16 protein-coding genes are annotated in these 16,761 nt (G+C 31.6%); 3 read left to right on the forward strand and 13 right to left on the reverse strand.

Annotated features, from left to right (window positions below):
* Positions 1-616: 616 nt before the first annotated feature.
* The 3 genes from HMPREF2897_RS08625 to HMPREF2897_RS08635 are packed head-to-tail and all read right to left on the reverse strand — an operon-like array spanning position 617 to position 3,607.
* Complete coding sequence (locus HMPREF2897_RS08625; protein ID WP_002496084.1) at positions 617-1,813, reverse strand: ABC transporter permease; 1,197 nt, start codon at positions 1,811-1,813, stop codon at positions 617-619.
* The gene (locus tag HMPREF2897_RS08630) at positions 1,806-2,492 is read right to left on the reverse strand and encodes an ABC transporter ATP-binding protein (RefSeq protein ID WP_001831756.1); all 687 of its coding nucleotides are present in this window, start codon (positions 2,490-2,492) and stop codon (positions 1,806-1,808) included. The genes HMPREF2897_RS08625 and HMPREF2897_RS08630 overlap by 8 nt, the downstream gene beginning before the upstream one ends.
* A complete protein-coding gene (locus HMPREF2897_RS08635) occupies positions 2,489-3,607 on the reverse strand; it encodes an efflux RND transporter periplasmic adaptor subunit (RefSeq protein WP_002447654.1) in 1,119 nt (372 codons plus the stop codon). The genes HMPREF2897_RS08630 and HMPREF2897_RS08635 overlap by 4 nt, the downstream gene beginning before the upstream one ends.
* A 237-nt stretch (positions 3,608-3,844) precedes the next feature.
* Between HMPREF2897_RS08635 and HMPREF2897_RS08640 the strand changes: the two genes are divergently transcribed.
* On the forward strand, positions 3,845-4,474 hold the full coding sequence (locus tag HMPREF2897_RS08640) for a YIP1 family protein (protein WP_002447653.1): 630 nt from the start codon (positions 3,845-3,847) through the stop codon (positions 4,472-4,474).
* A 190-nt stretch (positions 4,475-4,664) separates the two neighbouring features.
* Here HMPREF2897_RS08640 and HMPREF2897_RS08645 read toward each other — a convergent pair whose 3' ends face one another.
* From HMPREF2897_RS08645 to rpmH, 10 genes are all read right to left on the reverse strand, one after another.
* Positions 4,665-5,234 carry a helix-turn-helix transcriptional regulator gene (locus HMPREF2897_RS08645; RefSeq protein ID WP_002447652.1) on the reverse strand — a complete coding sequence of 190 codons (570 nt, stop codon included), beginning with the start codon at positions 5,232-5,234 and terminating at the stop codon, positions 4,665-4,667.
* Between the two features lie 219 nt (positions 5,235-5,453).
* Positions 5,454-5,993 (reverse strand): TetR/AcrR family transcriptional regulator, encoded by a 540-nt coding sequence (locus HMPREF2897_RS08650; RefSeq protein ID WP_002447651.1) that lies wholly within the window; start codon positions 5,991-5,993, stop codon positions 5,454-5,456.
* Complete coding sequence (locus HMPREF2897_RS08655) at positions 5,959-6,354, reverse strand: DUF3147 family protein (protein ID WP_001831775.1); 396 nt, start codon at positions 6,352-6,354, stop codon at positions 5,959-5,961. Before HMPREF2897_RS08655 ends, HMPREF2897_RS08650 begins: the two co-directional genes overlap by 35 nt.
* 15 nt (positions 6,355-6,369) lie before the next feature.
* Positions 6,370-6,729: a DUF3147 family protein gene (locus HMPREF2897_RS08660; protein WP_001831810.1), complete on the reverse strand. Its 360-nt coding sequence runs from the start codon at positions 6,727-6,729 to the stop codon at positions 6,370-6,372.
* A gap of 400 nt (positions 6,730-7,129) precedes the next feature.
* The gene (gene noc, locus HMPREF2897_RS08665) at positions 7,130-7,969 is read right to left on the reverse strand and encodes a nucleoid occlusion protein (protein ID WP_002447649.1); all 840 of its coding nucleotides are present in this window, start codon (positions 7,967-7,969) and stop codon (positions 7,130-7,132) included.
* A gap of 43 nt (positions 7,970-8,012) precedes the next feature.
* Positions 8,013-8,732 (reverse strand): 16S rRNA (guanine(527)-N(7))-methyltransferase RsmG, encoded by a 720-nt coding sequence (gene rsmG / locus HMPREF2897_RS08670; RefSeq protein ID WP_002458523.1) that lies wholly within the window; start codon positions 8,730-8,732, stop codon positions 8,013-8,015.
* On the reverse strand, positions 8,732-10,609 hold the full coding sequence (mnmG, locus tag HMPREF2897_RS08675) for a tRNA uridine-5-carboxymethylaminomethyl(34) synthesis enzyme MnmG (protein WP_001831818.1): 1,878 nt from the start codon (positions 10,607-10,609) through the stop codon (positions 8,732-8,734). The genes rsmG and mnmG overlap by 1 nt, the downstream gene beginning before the upstream one ends.
* A 72-nt stretch (positions 10,610-10,681) precedes the next feature.
* Complete coding sequence (mnmE, locus tag HMPREF2897_RS08680) at positions 10,682-12,061, reverse strand: tRNA uridine-5-carboxymethylaminomethyl(34) synthesis GTPase MnmE (RefSeq protein WP_002458522.1); 1,380 nt, start codon at positions 12,059-12,061, stop codon at positions 10,682-10,684.
* 145 nt (positions 12,062-12,206) lie between these two features.
* Positions 12,207-12,554, reverse strand: a complete 348-nt coding sequence (gene rnpA, locus HMPREF2897_RS08685; protein WP_001832522.1) for a ribonuclease P protein component — start codon at positions 12,552-12,554, stop codon at positions 12,207-12,209.
* 158 nt (positions 12,555-12,712) lie between these two features.
* Complete coding sequence (rpmH, locus tag HMPREF2897_RS08690; protein WP_000240855.1) at positions 12,713-12,850, reverse strand: 50S ribosomal protein L34; 138 nt, start codon at positions 12,848-12,850, stop codon at positions 12,713-12,715.
* Between the two features lie 749 nt (positions 12,851-13,599).
* Between rpmH and dnaA the strand changes: the two genes are divergently transcribed.
* The gene (gene dnaA, locus HMPREF2897_RS08695; protein ID WP_002458521.1) at positions 13,600-14,955 is read left to right on the forward strand and encodes a chromosomal replication initiator protein DnaA; all 1,356 of its coding nucleotides are present in this window, start codon (positions 13,600-13,602) and stop codon (positions 14,953-14,955) included.
* A gap of 312 nt (positions 14,956-15,267) precedes the next feature.
* Complete coding sequence (dnaN, locus tag HMPREF2897_RS08700) at positions 15,268-16,401, forward strand: DNA polymerase III subunit beta (RefSeq protein WP_002447644.1); 1,134 nt, start codon at positions 15,268-15,270, stop codon at positions 16,399-16,401.
* Positions 16,402-16,761 lie beyond the last annotated feature (360 nt).

Here is a 16,761-nt window from a genome sequence, read left to right on the forward strand (position 1 = left end):
TTTGCTCGATAGACAATACTCTTGTATATCCTACAATAATGAGTTTTTACCTCACAAAATCAAAACCACCCGTACAAACGGATGGTTTACTTTTCATCTATAATTTTTTCTATTGATCAACCACTATTCGTGCGCTGATAGTAATCTAACTACATTAGCTTTTTTATTTTTCCTGAAAATAATTATAAATACCCTTCTATAGAAATTTAATCTATATCAATATTTTCTAATAATTAATTACGAATATAATATTTAATCACTTTATATTTCCATATCTATTTTTTAAATTCATATTACGAATTAATTAAAGCTTGTGATAATTTTAGTTAATACATACACTACTTTTATCTTTTTATTCAATTCATGAAAATTAAATTTTTTGCATTCTTCAACTGACCGATAGATAGTCAAAAATAAGTATTCATGTATACATTAACCCCCTCTACTTGAAACAGTGAGGGGGTATAGGTGATAAAGGCTAATAACTACTATGCTCTCAAATTATCGTGTGTACTTAACCATTAAGTATATAATGCAACAGTATAAACACTAATAGCTGTGTTAACAAGAATTTCGACCATATGGTACCTTACGATAAACCATTCTATGTTATAAATTATTTAATAATATCAATTAATTCTTTTTTAGAAGCTGAACGTGCGGGTATCCAACCGAAAATGATGCCTATCAATGTTGATACACCTACAGCCAGGATGACGGAACCTAGACTGACGGAACTCTTAACCATTTCAGGTGTCACGAGATCAATCAATGTAGCAATAATAATACCTAGAATTAATCCGATGATACCACCTATGAGACATAACACAACACTTTCTACTAAGAATTGTATTTCAATATCTCGACCTTTGGCGCCAAATGCACGACGAATTGCAATCTCTTCTGTTCGTTCAGTGACTGAAATATACATGACATTCATTACACCAATACCTGCAATAAAGAGTGATATTCCCGCAACAGCAGCTACAAAGTAAGTAATCGTGTCTAAGACTGAACCTATCGTTTTCATCACCGCTTCATTATCTTCATAACTATATTGACCTTCAGATACGCCAGTTCCTTTTTTATTCAACGCTTTTTCGACCTTTTTACCTACGTCTTTCTTATCTGAACCTTTTTCAACTGTAACTAATAATTGAGGCATACCTTGTGTCAAATTGCCCATATATTTATTAAATGTTTTTGTAGGTATTTGAATTAATGACTCAATAGGCATCCCACTTTCATCAACTTCTGAGCTATCAGAGACGCCTACGACTTTAAACCCTTCTCCATTTACATAGATAGATTGACCCATTGCATGATTATTAAATACTTTTTTAGCAATTTTTTTATCTATAACGGCTACTTTTTCTAGCACTTCATTATCATCATTCGTAAATCCTTTTCCTTCATCTACATCTGTCAGTTTATCAACCTTTTTTAAACTAGCATCACTACTGCCATGTGTATTCGTAATTTTGACTGAATATGTGCTATCTTTATCCTCTTTTACTTTAGCACTCTTAACACCATTAACCTGTTCAACAACACTCATATCCTCTTGCTTAAATGGATTGTTTTTAGGTGCATCCATATTTTCTGTCATGTAGGAAATTGAAGCTTGATTTTTACCAGCTCCAGCATTATTGAATTGCTCAGTCGTTGACTTCTTAAAACCATTTCCCAACGACATGATAGTAATTACTGATGCGATACCAATAATGATTCCAATCATCGTAAAGATATTACGTCGTTTGTTTTTTAAAATGGAACGAATAGCAACTGATATGACATTTGAAAAGTTATTCACGTGTCAACACCTCTTCCTCTTGCACACGTCCATCCAAAATATGGATAATACGATCAGCTTTTTCCGCCACTTCACGATCATGCGTTACCATAATAATAGTTGTATTCTGTTCTTTGTTCAGTTTTACGAAAAGCTCCATAATATCTTGAGATGTCTTCGAATCAAGAGCGCCAGTAGGTTCATCGGCAATAATAAACTTAGGGTCATTAATAATTGCTCGGGCAATAGCTACACGTTGTTGCTGCCCTCCTGACAATTTATTTGGTAAGAGATTCTCTTTACCTTTTAGACCGACGTCATGAAGTCCGTCTAAAACTTTACTTTTTCTCGCTTTATTACTCAAACCATTATAAATTAGCGGAATACTTACATTTTCTAAAATAGTGTTATTTTGAATCAATTTAAAATTCTGAAAGACGAAACCTACAGTATGATTTCGAATTTCTGCGAGCTTATTATCTGAGCTTTTTTGATAATTCTCATTGTTAAAAAAGTATTCTCCTTCATAACCACGATCAATAAATCCCAAGATATTAATTAACGTACTTTTACCTGAACCAGACGGACCCATGATAGCAATAAATTCACCTTCATCAATATGAATATCTATGTCTTTTAAAATATGATTTGATTCATTTCCATTTTTAAAGTGTCGATTGATTTTTCTCAATTCAATCATGATGACACCTCTACTTTTTCTCCATCATTTAAATTACCTTTTGGTTTTTTAATGACTTTATCGCCAGATTTCAATCCTTTTTTCACAATGATTTCACCATTATTACGTTCTATTTTAATTTCACGTTTGTGAACTTTATTATTCTTATCAACGACAAATACGTTATTATCTTTTGTTAACACGTTATTTGGTAACTTTTTAGTTTTAAGAGGGATTTTAGCATCCATAGAGAAGCCAGATCTCACGGGTATATCTAAATCACCAATAATAACTTTATATTTTGATGTTTCGCCACTTTTACCACCTGTTGGCTGATTAATTGTAGGATTAGATGCCGTCATTTCAGTTCCTTCTTCACTATCACCTTGTGCCCCTGATTGTGCCGATGATGCTGCACTATCGTCACTTGTATCATAGCTTGTAGGAAGTTCGTCTATTTTAAGGATTTTGCCTTTTCCTTTTTTACCTGTGCTATTTACAGTGACATCTACTTCATCGCCTTCTTTAATTTTATTAATATCAAACTCTGTGATTGTTGCGTTAATTTGAGGATTTGAAGAAATTAATTGCAAAATAGGTTGCCCTTCACCTACATCTGAATCATTTTTAATATTGATTTTACCATCGAATGATGCATTCATGCTGTCATTGAGTTGTCTGTCATATTGTGACAATGACTGCTGAGCTTCATTTAAAGCACTTTGATCTTGAGTCAATTTAACTTGTAATTGATGATTGTTAGGACTTTGATTTACTTTTTGATAATCATCATTAACTTGAGATTGTGCTTGATTCACTTTGTTCACTAGTTGTTGGCGTTTATTCCCATTTGTATCATAATTGATGATACGTTCACCCTGTTTAACTGTTTGACCATCTTGTACTGAAACACTTAAGAAATTACCCACAGATTGATTATTATTATAAGTTTTCACAGATTCTGGAGACGCTTTGCCTTCTAAACTAATAGGTGTCTCTTTTCTTACTGTATATGTATCGTAAGCCTTACTATCTTTACTACCTGAACCATTAACTTGTTTTAATATAAAAGCAGCAATGATTAATACGACAATAATTACAATACCAATGATGCTCCACAATAGTTTTTTATTCATATATATTCTCCTTGTGTAATAGATTCACAAGAAAATGATAACACACTTGTAAAATTATTAATCTTTTATATGTAGAAAAATCACTAAATCTTATAATTTTTAATATAGTAGCAATCATTTTGTCTTTAAATTAGTATTAGTAATTATATTTAATTAAATTTAAGGATTTTACATTTTATATTATGTAATAAAATGTTACCATCAAACTAACCTAAATAAGTAAAGGAGATATATTACATGAGTACACAGGAATTAAAAGAAAATGATATTCAGAACTCAAGTATTCCATTTGTTAATCATTTTAACAAACTAAGACATCAGCCAAAATGGATACTTAAATCAATCATAATGATAGTATTAGCTATTATTAGCGCTTTCATCACATATAATACTAGCAATGATCTATTAGATAACCAATCGATAGCTAATAGCCAAATGGATGAAAATATGTTTCGTATGACTACAACTATAGGTGCTTTCATAGGAACAATCTTTAGTGTTGTTGTAGTATTTTTAATCTTTTTAGTTATTTCTAAAATATTTAAATCAGATGCCAAAGCGAGCAGTTTATTCTCAGCTGCACTCTCTTATTCAATCATTATTTTAGGATTTACAACTATTATTTCTTTAATTCAAATAGTTTTTGGACTAAAGATAACAGATTATAAGCTTGATAGCTTAAACATTTTTTCAAAGGATAATAAAACACTCATGGCTTTCAGTTTAACTAATCTTTTAAAAGCCTTTTTAACAGGTGTTGTCTATTACTCAACAAGTCGATTATCTAAAAAAACATCTATGATATTAGGAATCGTTGCACTCATCATATTAATAGGATCAGGTATGATAGGTGGAATGAATAGCTAAACGCTGCTATTAAGTGCAATAAAAACTATGTAAGGAAATATTTATGAAAACAATAATCATAATGATTTGTATTATGTGTTGTTTCATATTTCCCATTATTATTATGAGTGGACAAAGCAATAAATAATCATTCTTAGAGTAGGCTGGGTGTCAAATTCAATAGACATCCAGTCTATTCTCTTTTTGATTTTTATAAAAAATAATCAGTTAAAATGATACTTAAGTAACTTATACCGATGATCACACCAACAAAGAAAATAAAAGAAATTAAAGATGTCCATATATATCTAAACTTACTTTTCTGCACCTCTTTAGGATCTTTACCATTAATAAACGCTAATATCCTGTCGTATGTTTCAATATCATTTTTTATTTTAATTTTTTCTAATTTTGTAGAAGCAATGATACCTATTAAAAATACTAAATATGTTATTCCTATTCCTAACCAATGAAAGTAATGAATCATAGGACCTATGAGAACACTCCCCAATACCATTGGAATTATCATCATCCATGTCCAAAAGTCTAATTCTTTTTTAATGTTTTTGATTTGCACGTTTTTCAAATCATCCTCCACCAGTTCGTCTAGAGATACCTTGAAGAGTTGACACATAATAAGTAAATTATGAATATCCGGATAACTTTTATCATTTTCCCAATTTGAAATGGTTTGTCTTGAAACAAACATTTTCTCAGCCAAAAATTCTTGTGAATACCCATCTCTTTCTCTAAATTTTTTGATTTGATTGCTAACATTCATTACGTTAAACTCCTTAATTATGATTTGAAATCATTTAATATTATTATTAAATCAAATCAAGTTTTCTCTACAAAAGCTATCAAATAGTTTTTACGATGTCACTCTTATCATTGTCAAAATGCTTTGACATATTATGGTTAAGGGTTTTAATAGACTGACCTTAGGCTAACCTGTTACATGAAATACAAAAAACGCTCCTCGAAAGAAGCGTTTTTCATATCAATGATATATACGTAGAACTTGATTCAACATCTTTTTAATGTAATTTTCATCGAGAGTTTCAGGTTTAATTAATATATTAAAATAGATGGGTGAGAAGATTAAATCGATAAACAAATCTTGTTCTTCCTCTTTTATGTGCTTACGAACAATCTCTTTTAAAACTTTGCGATTATGATTAAAGTAATTAGTCATAAAAGTTTCTCTAGCTTCCATTTGTTGATGACTAATTAATATTTCAATCACAGCACTACCTAGTTTTGTTTTATAGATATCTTTTATTTTTACTAAAAACTGGAATAAATCATCATATAAATTATCTTGATTATGAATCACAATATATTGAGATTGTTCAATAAACGCAGACATGATAATTGAAGATTTATCCTTCCAACGTCTATAAATAGTTGCTTTAGAAATACCAGTATTCTCAGAAATTTGATCTATAGTAATATCTCTAAAATGAGTCGTTTCCAATAAACGTTGAATCTCAGTATAAATTTTTTTATTGATTGTTGGATCTTTTGGTCTTCCAGCCATGTTTATCCCTTCTTTTATGTGCGATGAATTCCACAATTTCAAAAATAATCAATGCACTTACAAACCAAGCTACAAAACCACCAATAATACTCAATAGCCACATATGTGTAGCTTGTAGTAATCCCCAGGTTGCTAGTATACTACATAAAACTCCTATCATGCCGAAGACTGCACCTCTGCTCACATGCATAGCTACTTCATTGCCAAATTGCATCCCAGTAATACACATTGAAACTAAAAACACTGCGGGAAAGGTTGCAAATATACCTCCAAATTCCTTCCATGGAAGCACGACAGAAACAATATAACTAATTAAAACAGCTAAACCACCAACTGAAAATTTAATAATTGCTAACTTCATTTTTAATCCTCCAATTTAAATATGTCTGACTAAGAAAATCGCAACAGAAATCACAAACCAGCAAAGAATTGCAAATACTGTTCCACTCCTATAATTTTTCTTACCAATAAAAATTGAAGTAAAGAACACTGTTACAATACATGAGACAATCCCAACAATTGCTCCTGTACTTAAATGAATTGACATTTGAATGAGTTGCTGTCCTTTATGGTCTATAGCTAACGCTATAATAGCTGCAAGGTAGACTGCCGGCATAGTGGCAATAATACCACCTAATTTTCCTCCTACTTTATCAGCCATAATTGATGCAAGTGCAACAGCAAATCCTCCGATAACGAAATGTAGTATAGCACTAGAAATTGATATACCAAACACAATAACCCTTCTCATCCATATTTATTAAACGAAACGTATCGTTTACTTTTAGTTTATAGCGTAAATCAATTGTTGTAAATATATTGTTTAAATCACCTAATTTTCTAAATAATGACAATTTTTGTTTCACGTAAAACATTTTAAAATCACTTTTTATCAATTAAAATATTATAAGTTTATCTACTATAATCACGCTTTCATTGAGTGACACAATACAAGTTATCTTTGCTATGGTTAAGATGTTATTAGGTACATTTAATATGATCATTAATGTTGATATTTGCTATTTAGATATTTTATTACACAGAATTTTTTACCGTTATAATATCAAAGATAATGCACTGTAATACGATAAAAAAGAGCCTGATACATCATCACAATATGTACCAAACTCTTATAATTATTTCTTATATATCTTTATTTTAATTTCATAATAATCTTCATGTTCTTTATCTTTTTGTTCAACGCGTATACCTGATTTTTCTATCGTTTCAATACTCTTACCTAGTTCTTCTTTTGCTTGTGTTACATCTTGAGAAAATTGGAAAGTCTGCGCTTTTACTTTCTCTGGTCCAGTTTTCTGACGTACTCTATCCTCAGTTTGTTTCACATTCAACTTCTGACTAATAACTTGTTCGATTAATTCTTCTTGTGTTTCATCAGGTAATACTAATACCGCTCGTGCATGTCTTTCTGTAATCTTACCTTCACGTAATCTCTTAATCACATTGGGTGCTAACTTCAATAATCTAAGTTTATTAGCAATGAAGCTTTGGCTTTTGCCTAAACTTTTTGCTAATTCATTTTGAGTCGTTTCCCCGATTTCAAGTAACTTTTTATAAGCTTCCGCTTCTTCGACGACAGATAAGTTTTCACGTTGAATATTTTCAATCAATGCAACTACCGCTGTTTCTTCATCATCCATATCTCGAACGATGACATCTACTTGAGGTTTATGCAACGACTGTAATGCTCTAAAACGTCGTTCGCCGGCTATAATTTCGAACATATCTTCTTCAATTGGACGTACAACTATTGGCTGTAATAACCCATGCTCTTCAATAGACTCTGCTAATTCTTTAATCTTATTTGGCTCAAATACTTGTCTAGGTTGATAACGATTGGGTACGATACGTTCAATATGAATGGATTCTACATTATTATTACGTTCTTCTTCAGTATAACCAATGATGTCATCTTTATTTTTTAAACCAAATAATTTTGAAAAAGGTTTCTTCATTATCCATTCTCTCCCTCTCAATTATTTATCATACTATGATGTCTTAACTTTCAACTAGTGGAGATTTGTTTGGCGTACCTGGTTTTCTAGGGTATTTTTTTGATGTCTGTCTACGTTTATCAATAATAATCATTTGTCGCTCACCGGCATTTTCAGGTAATTCAAAAGTATAAGTATCTTTCACATTACCGCCTAAAATATTAATAGCAAACGTCGCTTCTTGCAATTCTTCTTTACCCTTTGAAGATTTAAGTGCAAGGAACTGTCCACCTTTTTTTACTAAAGGTAAGCACAGCTCACTTAAGACAGTCAATCTCGCTACTGCACGAGCTGTAACAATATCATAAGACTCCCTGTAGACACCCTTGCCGTATGTTTCTGCTCGATCATGCACAAAACTAACATCTTCAAGACCTAGTTCTGCAGCTAAATGATTTAGAAATTGTATTCTTTTATTTAGAGAATCTACAATCGTCACTTTCAACTCAGGATATACTATCTTTAAAGGTATACTTGGAAAACCTGCACCAGCACCGATATCACAAAGACTTAATTGACCGTTAAAATCATAATAAAAACTGGGCGCTATTGAATCATAAAAATGTTTTAAATAAACATCATGTTCATCAGTAATACTTGTCAAATTCATTTTTTTGTTCCATTCAACAAGTAATTGATAGTATTTTTGAAATTGCTCTTTTTGCGTATTAGATAGTTCTATGCCTTGCTCGCTTAATTTCTCTGATAACCATTCAATACTCATTATTGTTTCACCCTTTGAAGCTTACCTTGTTCTAAATAAACAAGTAGAATTGAGATATCTGCTGGATTCACACCTGAAATTCGTGAAGCCTGTGCAATATTTAATGGTTTAACTTCAGCTAACTTTTCGCGTGCTTCAGATGCTAAACTATCTACCTTGCTATAATCTAAATCCTCAGGAATTTTTTTCGCTTCCATTCTTTTAACTTTTTCTACTTGTTGTAAAGATTTATTGATATAACCTTCATATTTTGTTTGAATTTCAACTTGCTCCTCAACCGCTTCAGGAAGTTGATGTGATTCTTCTAAGATTTCTAAAATTGTTTCGTAGTTCATTTCCGGACGACGTAATAAATCAATCGCTAATATACCATCTTTTAATCTTGAACCACCCTTAGCTTCAATAATTGCTTGCGTATGTTCATTTGGTTTAATACGTACATCGGTAAGTCGTTGTATTTCATCTTTGATTTGTTGACGCTTTTCATTAAATCTTGCATAGCGTTCTTCTGATATTAAGCCTAACTCATACCCCATATCAGTGAGACGTAAATCAGCATTATCATGACGTAATAATAATCGATATTCCGCACGTGAAGTTAATAATCGATACGGTTCATTTGTACCCTTAGTGACTAAATCATCTATAAGTACACCAATATATGCGTCTGAACGACTGAGTATTTTTTCACCTGTACCTAAAACATTACCAGCAGCGTTAATACCTGCCATAATACCTTGTCCCGCTGCTTCTTCATATCCTGATGTTCCATTAATCTGACCAGCGGTATACAAGTTTTTGATCGCTTTTGTTTCTAACGTTGGCCATAATTGAGTAGGTACGATTGCATCATATTCAATAGCATAACCTGCACGCATCATATCTGCTTTTTCAAGACCTGGAATGGTTTCTAACATTTGACGTTGAACATGTTCAGGTAAACTAGTAGATAATCCTTGCACGTATACCTCATTCGTATTACGTCCTTCAGGTTCTAGGAAAAGTTGATGTCTTGGTTTATCGTTAAAGCGAACAAATTTATCCTCAATTGATGGACAATATCTAGGACCTGTACCTTTAATCATACCGGAATACATAGCAGATAAATGTAAGTTATCATCAATGACTTGATGTGTATCTCCATTTGTATAAGTTAACCAACAAGGTAATTGATCTAAAATAAATTCGGTTGTTTCAAAACTAAACGCACGACCTATATCATCACCTGGTTGGATTTCAGTTTTAGAATAATCGATGGTTCTCGCATTTACACGAGGTGGCGTACCCGTTTTAAATCTAACGATATCAAATCCTAATTTTCTTAAATTATCCGCTAGCGTTACAGATGGTAATTGATGGTTAGGACCACTAGAATATTTTAAGTTTCCTAGTATAATTTCTCCACGTAAGAATGTACCTGTTGTAATAATGACAGCTTTAGAACGATATTCTGTACCAATGTTAGTACGAACACCTTTAACTTCATTATCTTCTATAATGAGTTCATCAACCATACCTTGCATGATGTCTAAATTATCCTCATTCTCAAGTACACGCTTCATTTCTTGTTGATATAATACTTTATCTGCTTGAGCACGTAAAGCTCTAACAGCTGGACCTTTCCCTGTATTAAGCATACGCATTTGAATGTGCGTTTTATCAATAGTTTTTGCCATTTGTCCACCTAAAGCGTCTATTTCACGTACAACGATTCCTTTCGCAGGACCACCTACAGATGGATTACATGGCATGAAAGCAATATTATCTAAATTAATTGTTAACATCAGCGTTTTAGCACCCCGACGAGCTGAAGCTAGACCTGCTTCAATACCGGCGTGACCAGCACCAATGACTACTACATCATATTCTTGAACCACTATTTTACCTCCCAAAAGTCTTAAAATCTTGAATTGTAGACGACTTACCGTCTAGTTTATATTTTTATATCATTATTTTCCTAAACAAAATTGACTAAATAGTTGATCTATTAATTCATCGCTCGCTGATTCTCCAATTATTTCTCCTAGAATTTCCCAAGTACGTGTTAAATCAATCTGCACCATATCCATTGGGATACCAGACTCAGCAGCATCAATCGCATCTTGAATTGATTGTCTCGCTTGTTTCAACAATGAAATGTGACGTGAATTCGATACATAAGTCATATCTTGATTTTGTACTTCGCCACCAAAGAATAAATCTTTAATTTGTATTTCTAATTCATCAATACCTTCTTGTTTAAGCATCGATGTTTGTATAAGTGGCATATCACCAATCATCTCTCTTAGTTCGCTAACATCTAATCGTTGCTCTAAATCTGTTTTATTAATGATTACAATAACATCCTCATTTTTAATGACTTCGAATAAAGTTTGATCATCTTCCGTCAGAGGTTCATTGTTATTAAGCACAAATAAAATTAAATCTGCTTCACTTAAAGCTTTCCTAGAACGTTCTACACCAATCTTCTCTACGATATCTTCAGTATCTCTAATACCCGCAGTATCTACAAGTCGTAATGGGACACCTCTAACATTGACATATTCTTCTAACACGTCTCTTGTTGTACCAGCGACCTCAGTCACAATTGCTTTATTATCTTGAATAAGGTTATTTAGCATCGAAGACTTCCCAACATTAGGACGTCCTACAATAACAGTAGATAACCCTTCTCTCATTATTTTACCTTGTGCACCTGTTTCAAGTAATCGATTGATTTCTTCTTTAATACGCTTAGACTGTTCTAGTAAGAAGTCTGTCGTTGCGTCTTCTACATCATCATACTCTGGATAATCAATGTTAACTTCAACTTGGGCGAGTATCTCTAATATGGATTGACGTTGTTTCTTAATTAAATCACTTAAACGTCCTTCTATTTGATTCATCGCAACCTTAGAAGCTCGATCAGTTTTGGAACGTATAAAATCCATAACCGCTTCTGCTTGAGATAAATCTATACGACCATTTAAAAATGCACGTTTTGTATATTCACCTGGTTCTGCCATACGTGCACCATAAGTCATAGTTAACTCTAATATACGATTAATTGTTAAAATACCACCATGGCAATTTATCTCAATAATATCTTCTCGTGTGAAAGTTTTAGGGGCACGTAAAACAGACACCATGACTTCTTCAACTGTTTCATCTGTTTCTGGATCAATAATATGACCGTAATTTATTGTATGCGTCTCAACTTCAGATAACTTTTTCTTTCCTTTATATAAGATATCTCCGATTTCAATAGCTTGTGGCCCAGATAATCTCACAATTCCAATAGCACCTTCACCCATAGGTGTTGAAATACTTGTAATCGTATCAAAATCCATAAGAGTCTCGCCTCCTTATTAATGTAAAAATTCATTATAACATTGTAATTTGTTTCTTTTAAAAAAGCTAATAAATTGTTCAACATTAAGATGTAAGCCTTCGGTTTGTGTTACGTTAGACTTCGGTTAGTCTAAGCCCCCTGCCCTACTTGATCTTTTTATTAAACACTTTTGCAATTTTAAGCACATGCTCTAAACTACTTTGAATCTCTAGTGTATTCATATCTTTTGCTGGTTGCCTCGCTATAACTATAATATCTTTAGCGATAATATTTTGCTTATGCACTTTAAAATTCTCTCTTATTGCTCTTTTAATTCTATTTCTTGTAACAGCGTTCCCCAGTTTTTTTGAGACACTTATTCCTAAGCGAAAATGTTTTAAATCTCTATTTTTATAGGTATAGACAACAAATTGTCTATTTGCAACAGACTTCCCATTCTTGTATATCGCTTGAAAGTCTGAATTTCTCTTAATACGATATGCTTTTTCCATTAAACATCACTCGCTTATTCTAATCTATTCATTTTAATAGTAACAATTATCTATTAACAAAACATACGTATATATTATTTTGAAAATGATATCAGAACAATACTTAAATATCATTTTATTATTTAAACAAAAAAAAGACCACTGATGATTCAGTGATCTTATGCAGATAAAACTTTACGGCCTTTACGACGACGACGCGCTAAAACTTTGCGGCCATTTTTAGTGCTCATGCGTTTTCTGAAACCATGAACTTTACTATGTTTACGTTTATTTGGTTGATAAGTACGTTTTACCATGCAAAACACCTCCATCTGAATTCAATTACCAATATTTCCAACTTCCTACCTAGAAATTGGTTCATATAAATAGATAAATTAACGAAGTATATATTAGCTTCAATTACTAACATACTTCATCTGAGCAATTGCTCTCTTATTGTGTCTGCTATTAAGAAATTTGTTCTATAGCTTATTATTATCTAGTCATAATTCAAGCAACTACTACAATATAACAAAATACCTTTTATAAAGCAAGATGAATTTACGAATATAACGATTGAAAATCACTTGTTGTGATTTAATAGTAAGAAATCTTTTTTCTTCATCAAATTATTACCAATTTTAATAATAATTTGTCATATACATAGTTCATACAATCCATATAAATTATTTCCCAAAGTAAAAAAAGAAATTGTGACGCTTATTTGAAGTTATCCACTTATACACAGAAATTCTCTCAAAAACTGTGGATAACATATGCGCTATACACACAGTTATTCAAAATTTAACAACATATTCACAGCCATTTGACATCACTTGGAGTTAAAAAGTATAATTATGTGGATAAGTCGTTCAAATTATGATTTTATAAGGATTTATTTATTAAATTTATATACATAAATGGTGTGCATAAATCATAGTTATGTTTAAGTTATCCACTGATTGTGATTAACTTGTGGATAATTATTAACATACTGTGATTATTTTTATCCACCTATGTTATTTCTGTGTATAAGTCTAAAATTTTAAGAAAGATGGAGTTATTTATGTCAGAGAAAGAAATTTGGGATAAAGTTTTAGAAATTGCCCAGGAAAGAATTTCAAACACTAGTTATCAAACGTTCATAAAAGATACGCAACTCTACTCACTTAAAAATGACGAAGCCATTATATTAGTAAGTCTGCCTTTCAATGCGAGTTGGCTTAATCAGCGATATTCAGAAATTATGCAGGCTATTATTTATGATGTCATCGGTTATGAAGTGAAACCACATTTTATTTCTGAAGATGAACTTGCATCCTACAACAATGTAAATACACAAGAAGTTCAAGAACCCCAAGTACAAAATTCTTCTATAGATGATAAGACTTGGGGAAAAGAACAATTTAATATGCACAATACATTCGATACATTTGTCATTGGACCTGGCAATCGTTTCCCACATGCTGCAAGTTTAGCTGTTGCAGAAGCACCGGCAGAAGCTTATAATCCATTATTTATATATGGAGGCGTAGGTCTAGGTAAAACACATTTAATGCATGCAATTGGACATCATGTTCTTAGTAACAAACCTAATGCTAAAGTCATTTACACTTCTAGTGAGAAATTCACAAACGAATTTATTAAATCAATACGTGATAATGAAACTGAAGCATTTCGTGAAAAGTATCGTAAAATTGATGTTTTATTAATTGATGATATTCAATTCATTCAAAATAAAGAACAAACGCAAGAGGAGTTCTTCCATACTTTTAATGAATTACATCAAAATAATAAGCAAATCGTTATTTCAAGTGATCGTCCACCAAAAGAAATTGCTAAGCTAGAAGACCGTCTACGTTCTCGTTTTGAGTGGGGGCTAATAGTTGATATCACGCCACCTGATTACGAAACAAGAATGGCAATATTACAAAAGAAAATTGAAGAAGAAAATCTTGATATTCCGCCAGAAGCATTGAATTACATCGCCAACCAAATTCAATCCAATATTCGTGAACTTGAAGGCGCATTAACTCGACTTTTAGCGTACTCAAAATTACAAGGGAAACCTATTACAACCGAACTTACCGCAGAAGCGTTAAAAGATATCATTCAATCACCTAAGTCTAAAAAGATTACAATTCAAGATATCCAAAAGGTAGTTGGTCAATATTATAGTGTAAGAATTGAAGATTTTAGTGCTAAAAAACGTACAAAGTCAATTGCTTACCCACGACAAATAGCTATGTATCTATCTAGAGAATTAACTGATTTTTCATTACCTAAGATAGGTGAAGAATTTGGAGGTCGCGATCATACAACAGTTATCCATGCCCATGAAAAGATTGCAAATGATATCAAGTCTGATCCTACATTTAAGCAAGAAGTAGAAAACTTAGAAAAAGAAATTAGAAATCAGTAATGGGAAATAAATCAATCAATATTGAATAAATTGAAAATTAGCAGATTGTAAACGGTCTTTTAGGGAATAATTACTAAGTAAATCAATTCCCAAAAACTTAAAAAGATGGGTAGTTGTCCCTCTGAATAACAATAGCAATTGTGGATAATGTGAAAAATTAATACACAACATACACAGTTTATCCACATGTGTATAACTGTGCTATCCGTAAGTTTTTTAGACTTATCCACCAATCCACAATGCCTACTACTATTACTATGATTTTAAAACCTATATAATTATATATAAACGACTGGAAGGAGTTTAAATTTAATGATGGAATTCACAATCAAAAGAGATTATTTTATTAATCAACTTAACGACACATTAAAAGCTATCTCACCTAGAACAACTTTACCGATTTTAACAGGTATCAAAATTGATGCTAAAGATAATGAAGTCATTTTAACTGGGTCAGATTCAGAAATATCAATAGAAATCACTATTCCAAAACAAGTTGATGGTGAAGAAATTGTTGAAATTACAGAAACAGGATCAGTTGTACTTCCTGGTCGTTTCTTCGTTGATATTATTAAAAAACTTCCTGGAAAAGAAGTTAAATTATCAACTAATGAACAATTCCAAACATTAATCACATCAGGTCATTCAGAATTTAACTTAAGTGGTTTAGATCCTGATCAATATCCATTATTACCTGAGGTATCACGAGATGACGCTATTCAATTGTCTGTTAAGGTACTAAAAAATATCATTGCACAAACTAATTTTGCAGTGTCCACCTCAGAAACACGACCAGTACTTACTGGTGTAAACTGGCTTATACAAGATAATGAATTAATATGCACAGCAACAGATTCACACCGCTTAGCTGTAAGAAAATTACAGTTAGAAGATGAATCAGAAAATAAAAATGTCATCATTCCTGGTAAAGCTTTATCTGAATTAAACAAAATTATGAGTGACAGCGATGAAGATATTGATATTTTCTTTGCTTCTAACCAAGTGTTATTCAGAGTGGGGAATATTAATTTCATCTCACGTTTACTTGAAGGTCATTATCCAGATACGACACGTTTATTCCCAGAAAATTATGAGATTAAATTAGGAATTAACAATGGAGACTTTTATCATGCAATTGATCGTGCATCTTTATTAGCACGAGAAGGTGGAAATAATGTTATTAAATTAAGTACAGGTAATGAATTAGTTGAACTTTCATCTACTTCTCCTGAAATTGGTACTGTTAAAGAAGAAGTTAACGCTAATGATGTAGAAGGCGGAAACTTGAAAATTTCTTTCAACTCAAAATACATGATGGATGCTTTAAAAGCCATTGATAATGATGAAGTAGAAGTAGAATTCTTTGGTACAATGAAACCATTTATCTTAAAACCAAAAGATGATGATTCTGTAACGCAATTAATTCTGCCTATTAGAACATATTAATAAAAATTAAAATTATAATCGTATTAGATTGCTAAATCTCTTATACAAAGAAGCCTGTGCATTTGTCGCATAGGCTCTTTTATATTGATACCAAACCTCATTTCAAACATTCAAAACTTAATATAGACGAATGAGATAATTATCGTGAATGTAAAATTAATTTTAAATGTACTGAGCGCTTTTCATAGCAATAATAAATATATTTGAGTATTAATTACCCTTGTGGAAAAAGTGTGCTAAAAACCCCTTTAAAATTAAAATTCAGTGTAAGTTTCTAAAATGATTGTAAGTAAATTATAAAATTTGTAGCAGCTTTTGATAAAATAAAATATATATCAAAGTAAACGATTTCATTCTTTA

This window comes from Staphylococcus sp. HMSC065D05 (genome assembly GCF_001813195.1).
GTDB classification, from domain to species: Bacteria; Bacillota; Bacilli; order Staphylococcales; family Staphylococcaceae; genus Staphylococcus; species Staphylococcus epidermidis.

Bases quoted from the DNA above. Each gene is read 5' to 3' on its own strand.
- HMPREF2897_RS08630 (WP_001831756.1), bottom strand. From the start codon at position 2,492: ATGATTGAATTGAGAAAAATCAATCGACACTTTAAAAATGGAAATGAA.
- HMPREF2897_RS08635 (WP_002447654.1), bottom strand. From the start codon at position 3,607: ATGAATAAAAAACTATTGTGGAGCATCATTGGTATTGTAATTATTGTC.
- HMPREF2897_RS08640 (WP_002447653.1), top strand. From the start codon at position 3,845: ATGAGTACACAGGAATTAAAAGAAAATGATATTCAGAACTCAAGTATT.
- HMPREF2897_RS08645 (WP_002447652.1), bottom strand. From the start codon at position 5,234: ATGAATGTTAGCAATCAAATCAAAAAATTTAGAGAAAGAGATGGGTAT.
- HMPREF2897_RS08650 (WP_002447651.1), bottom strand. From the start codon at position 5,993: ATGGCTGGAAGACCAAAAGATCCAACAATCAATAAAAAAATTTATACT.
- HMPREF2897_RS08655 (WP_001831775.1), bottom strand. From the start codon at position 6,354: ATGAAGTTAGCAATTATTAAATTTTCAGTTGGTGGTTTAGCTGTTTTA.
- noc (WP_002447649.1), bottom strand. From the start codon at position 7,969: ATGAAGAAACCTTTTTCAAAATTATTTGGTTTAAAAAATAAAGATGAC.
- rsmG (WP_002458523.1), bottom strand. From the start codon at position 8,732: ATGAGTATTGAATGGTTATCAGAGAAATTAAGCGAGCAAGGCATAGAA.
- mnmE (WP_002458522.1), bottom strand. From the start codon at position 12,061: ATGGATTTTGATACGATTACAAGTATTTCAACACCTATGGGTGAAGGT.
- rnpA (WP_001832522.1), bottom strand. From the start codon at position 12,554: ATGGAAAAAGCATATCGTATTAAGAGAAATTCAGACTTTCAAGCGATA.
- rpmH (WP_000240855.1), bottom strand. From the start codon at position 12,850: ATGGTAAAACGTACTTATCAACCAAATAAACGTAAACATAGTAAAGTT.
- dnaA (WP_002458521.1), top strand. From the start codon at position 13,600: ATGTCAGAGAAAGAAATTTGGGATAAAGTTTTAGAAATTGCCCAGGAA.
- dnaN (WP_002447644.1), top strand. From the start codon at position 15,268: ATGATGGAATTCACAATCAAAAGAGATTATTTTATTAATCAACTTAAC.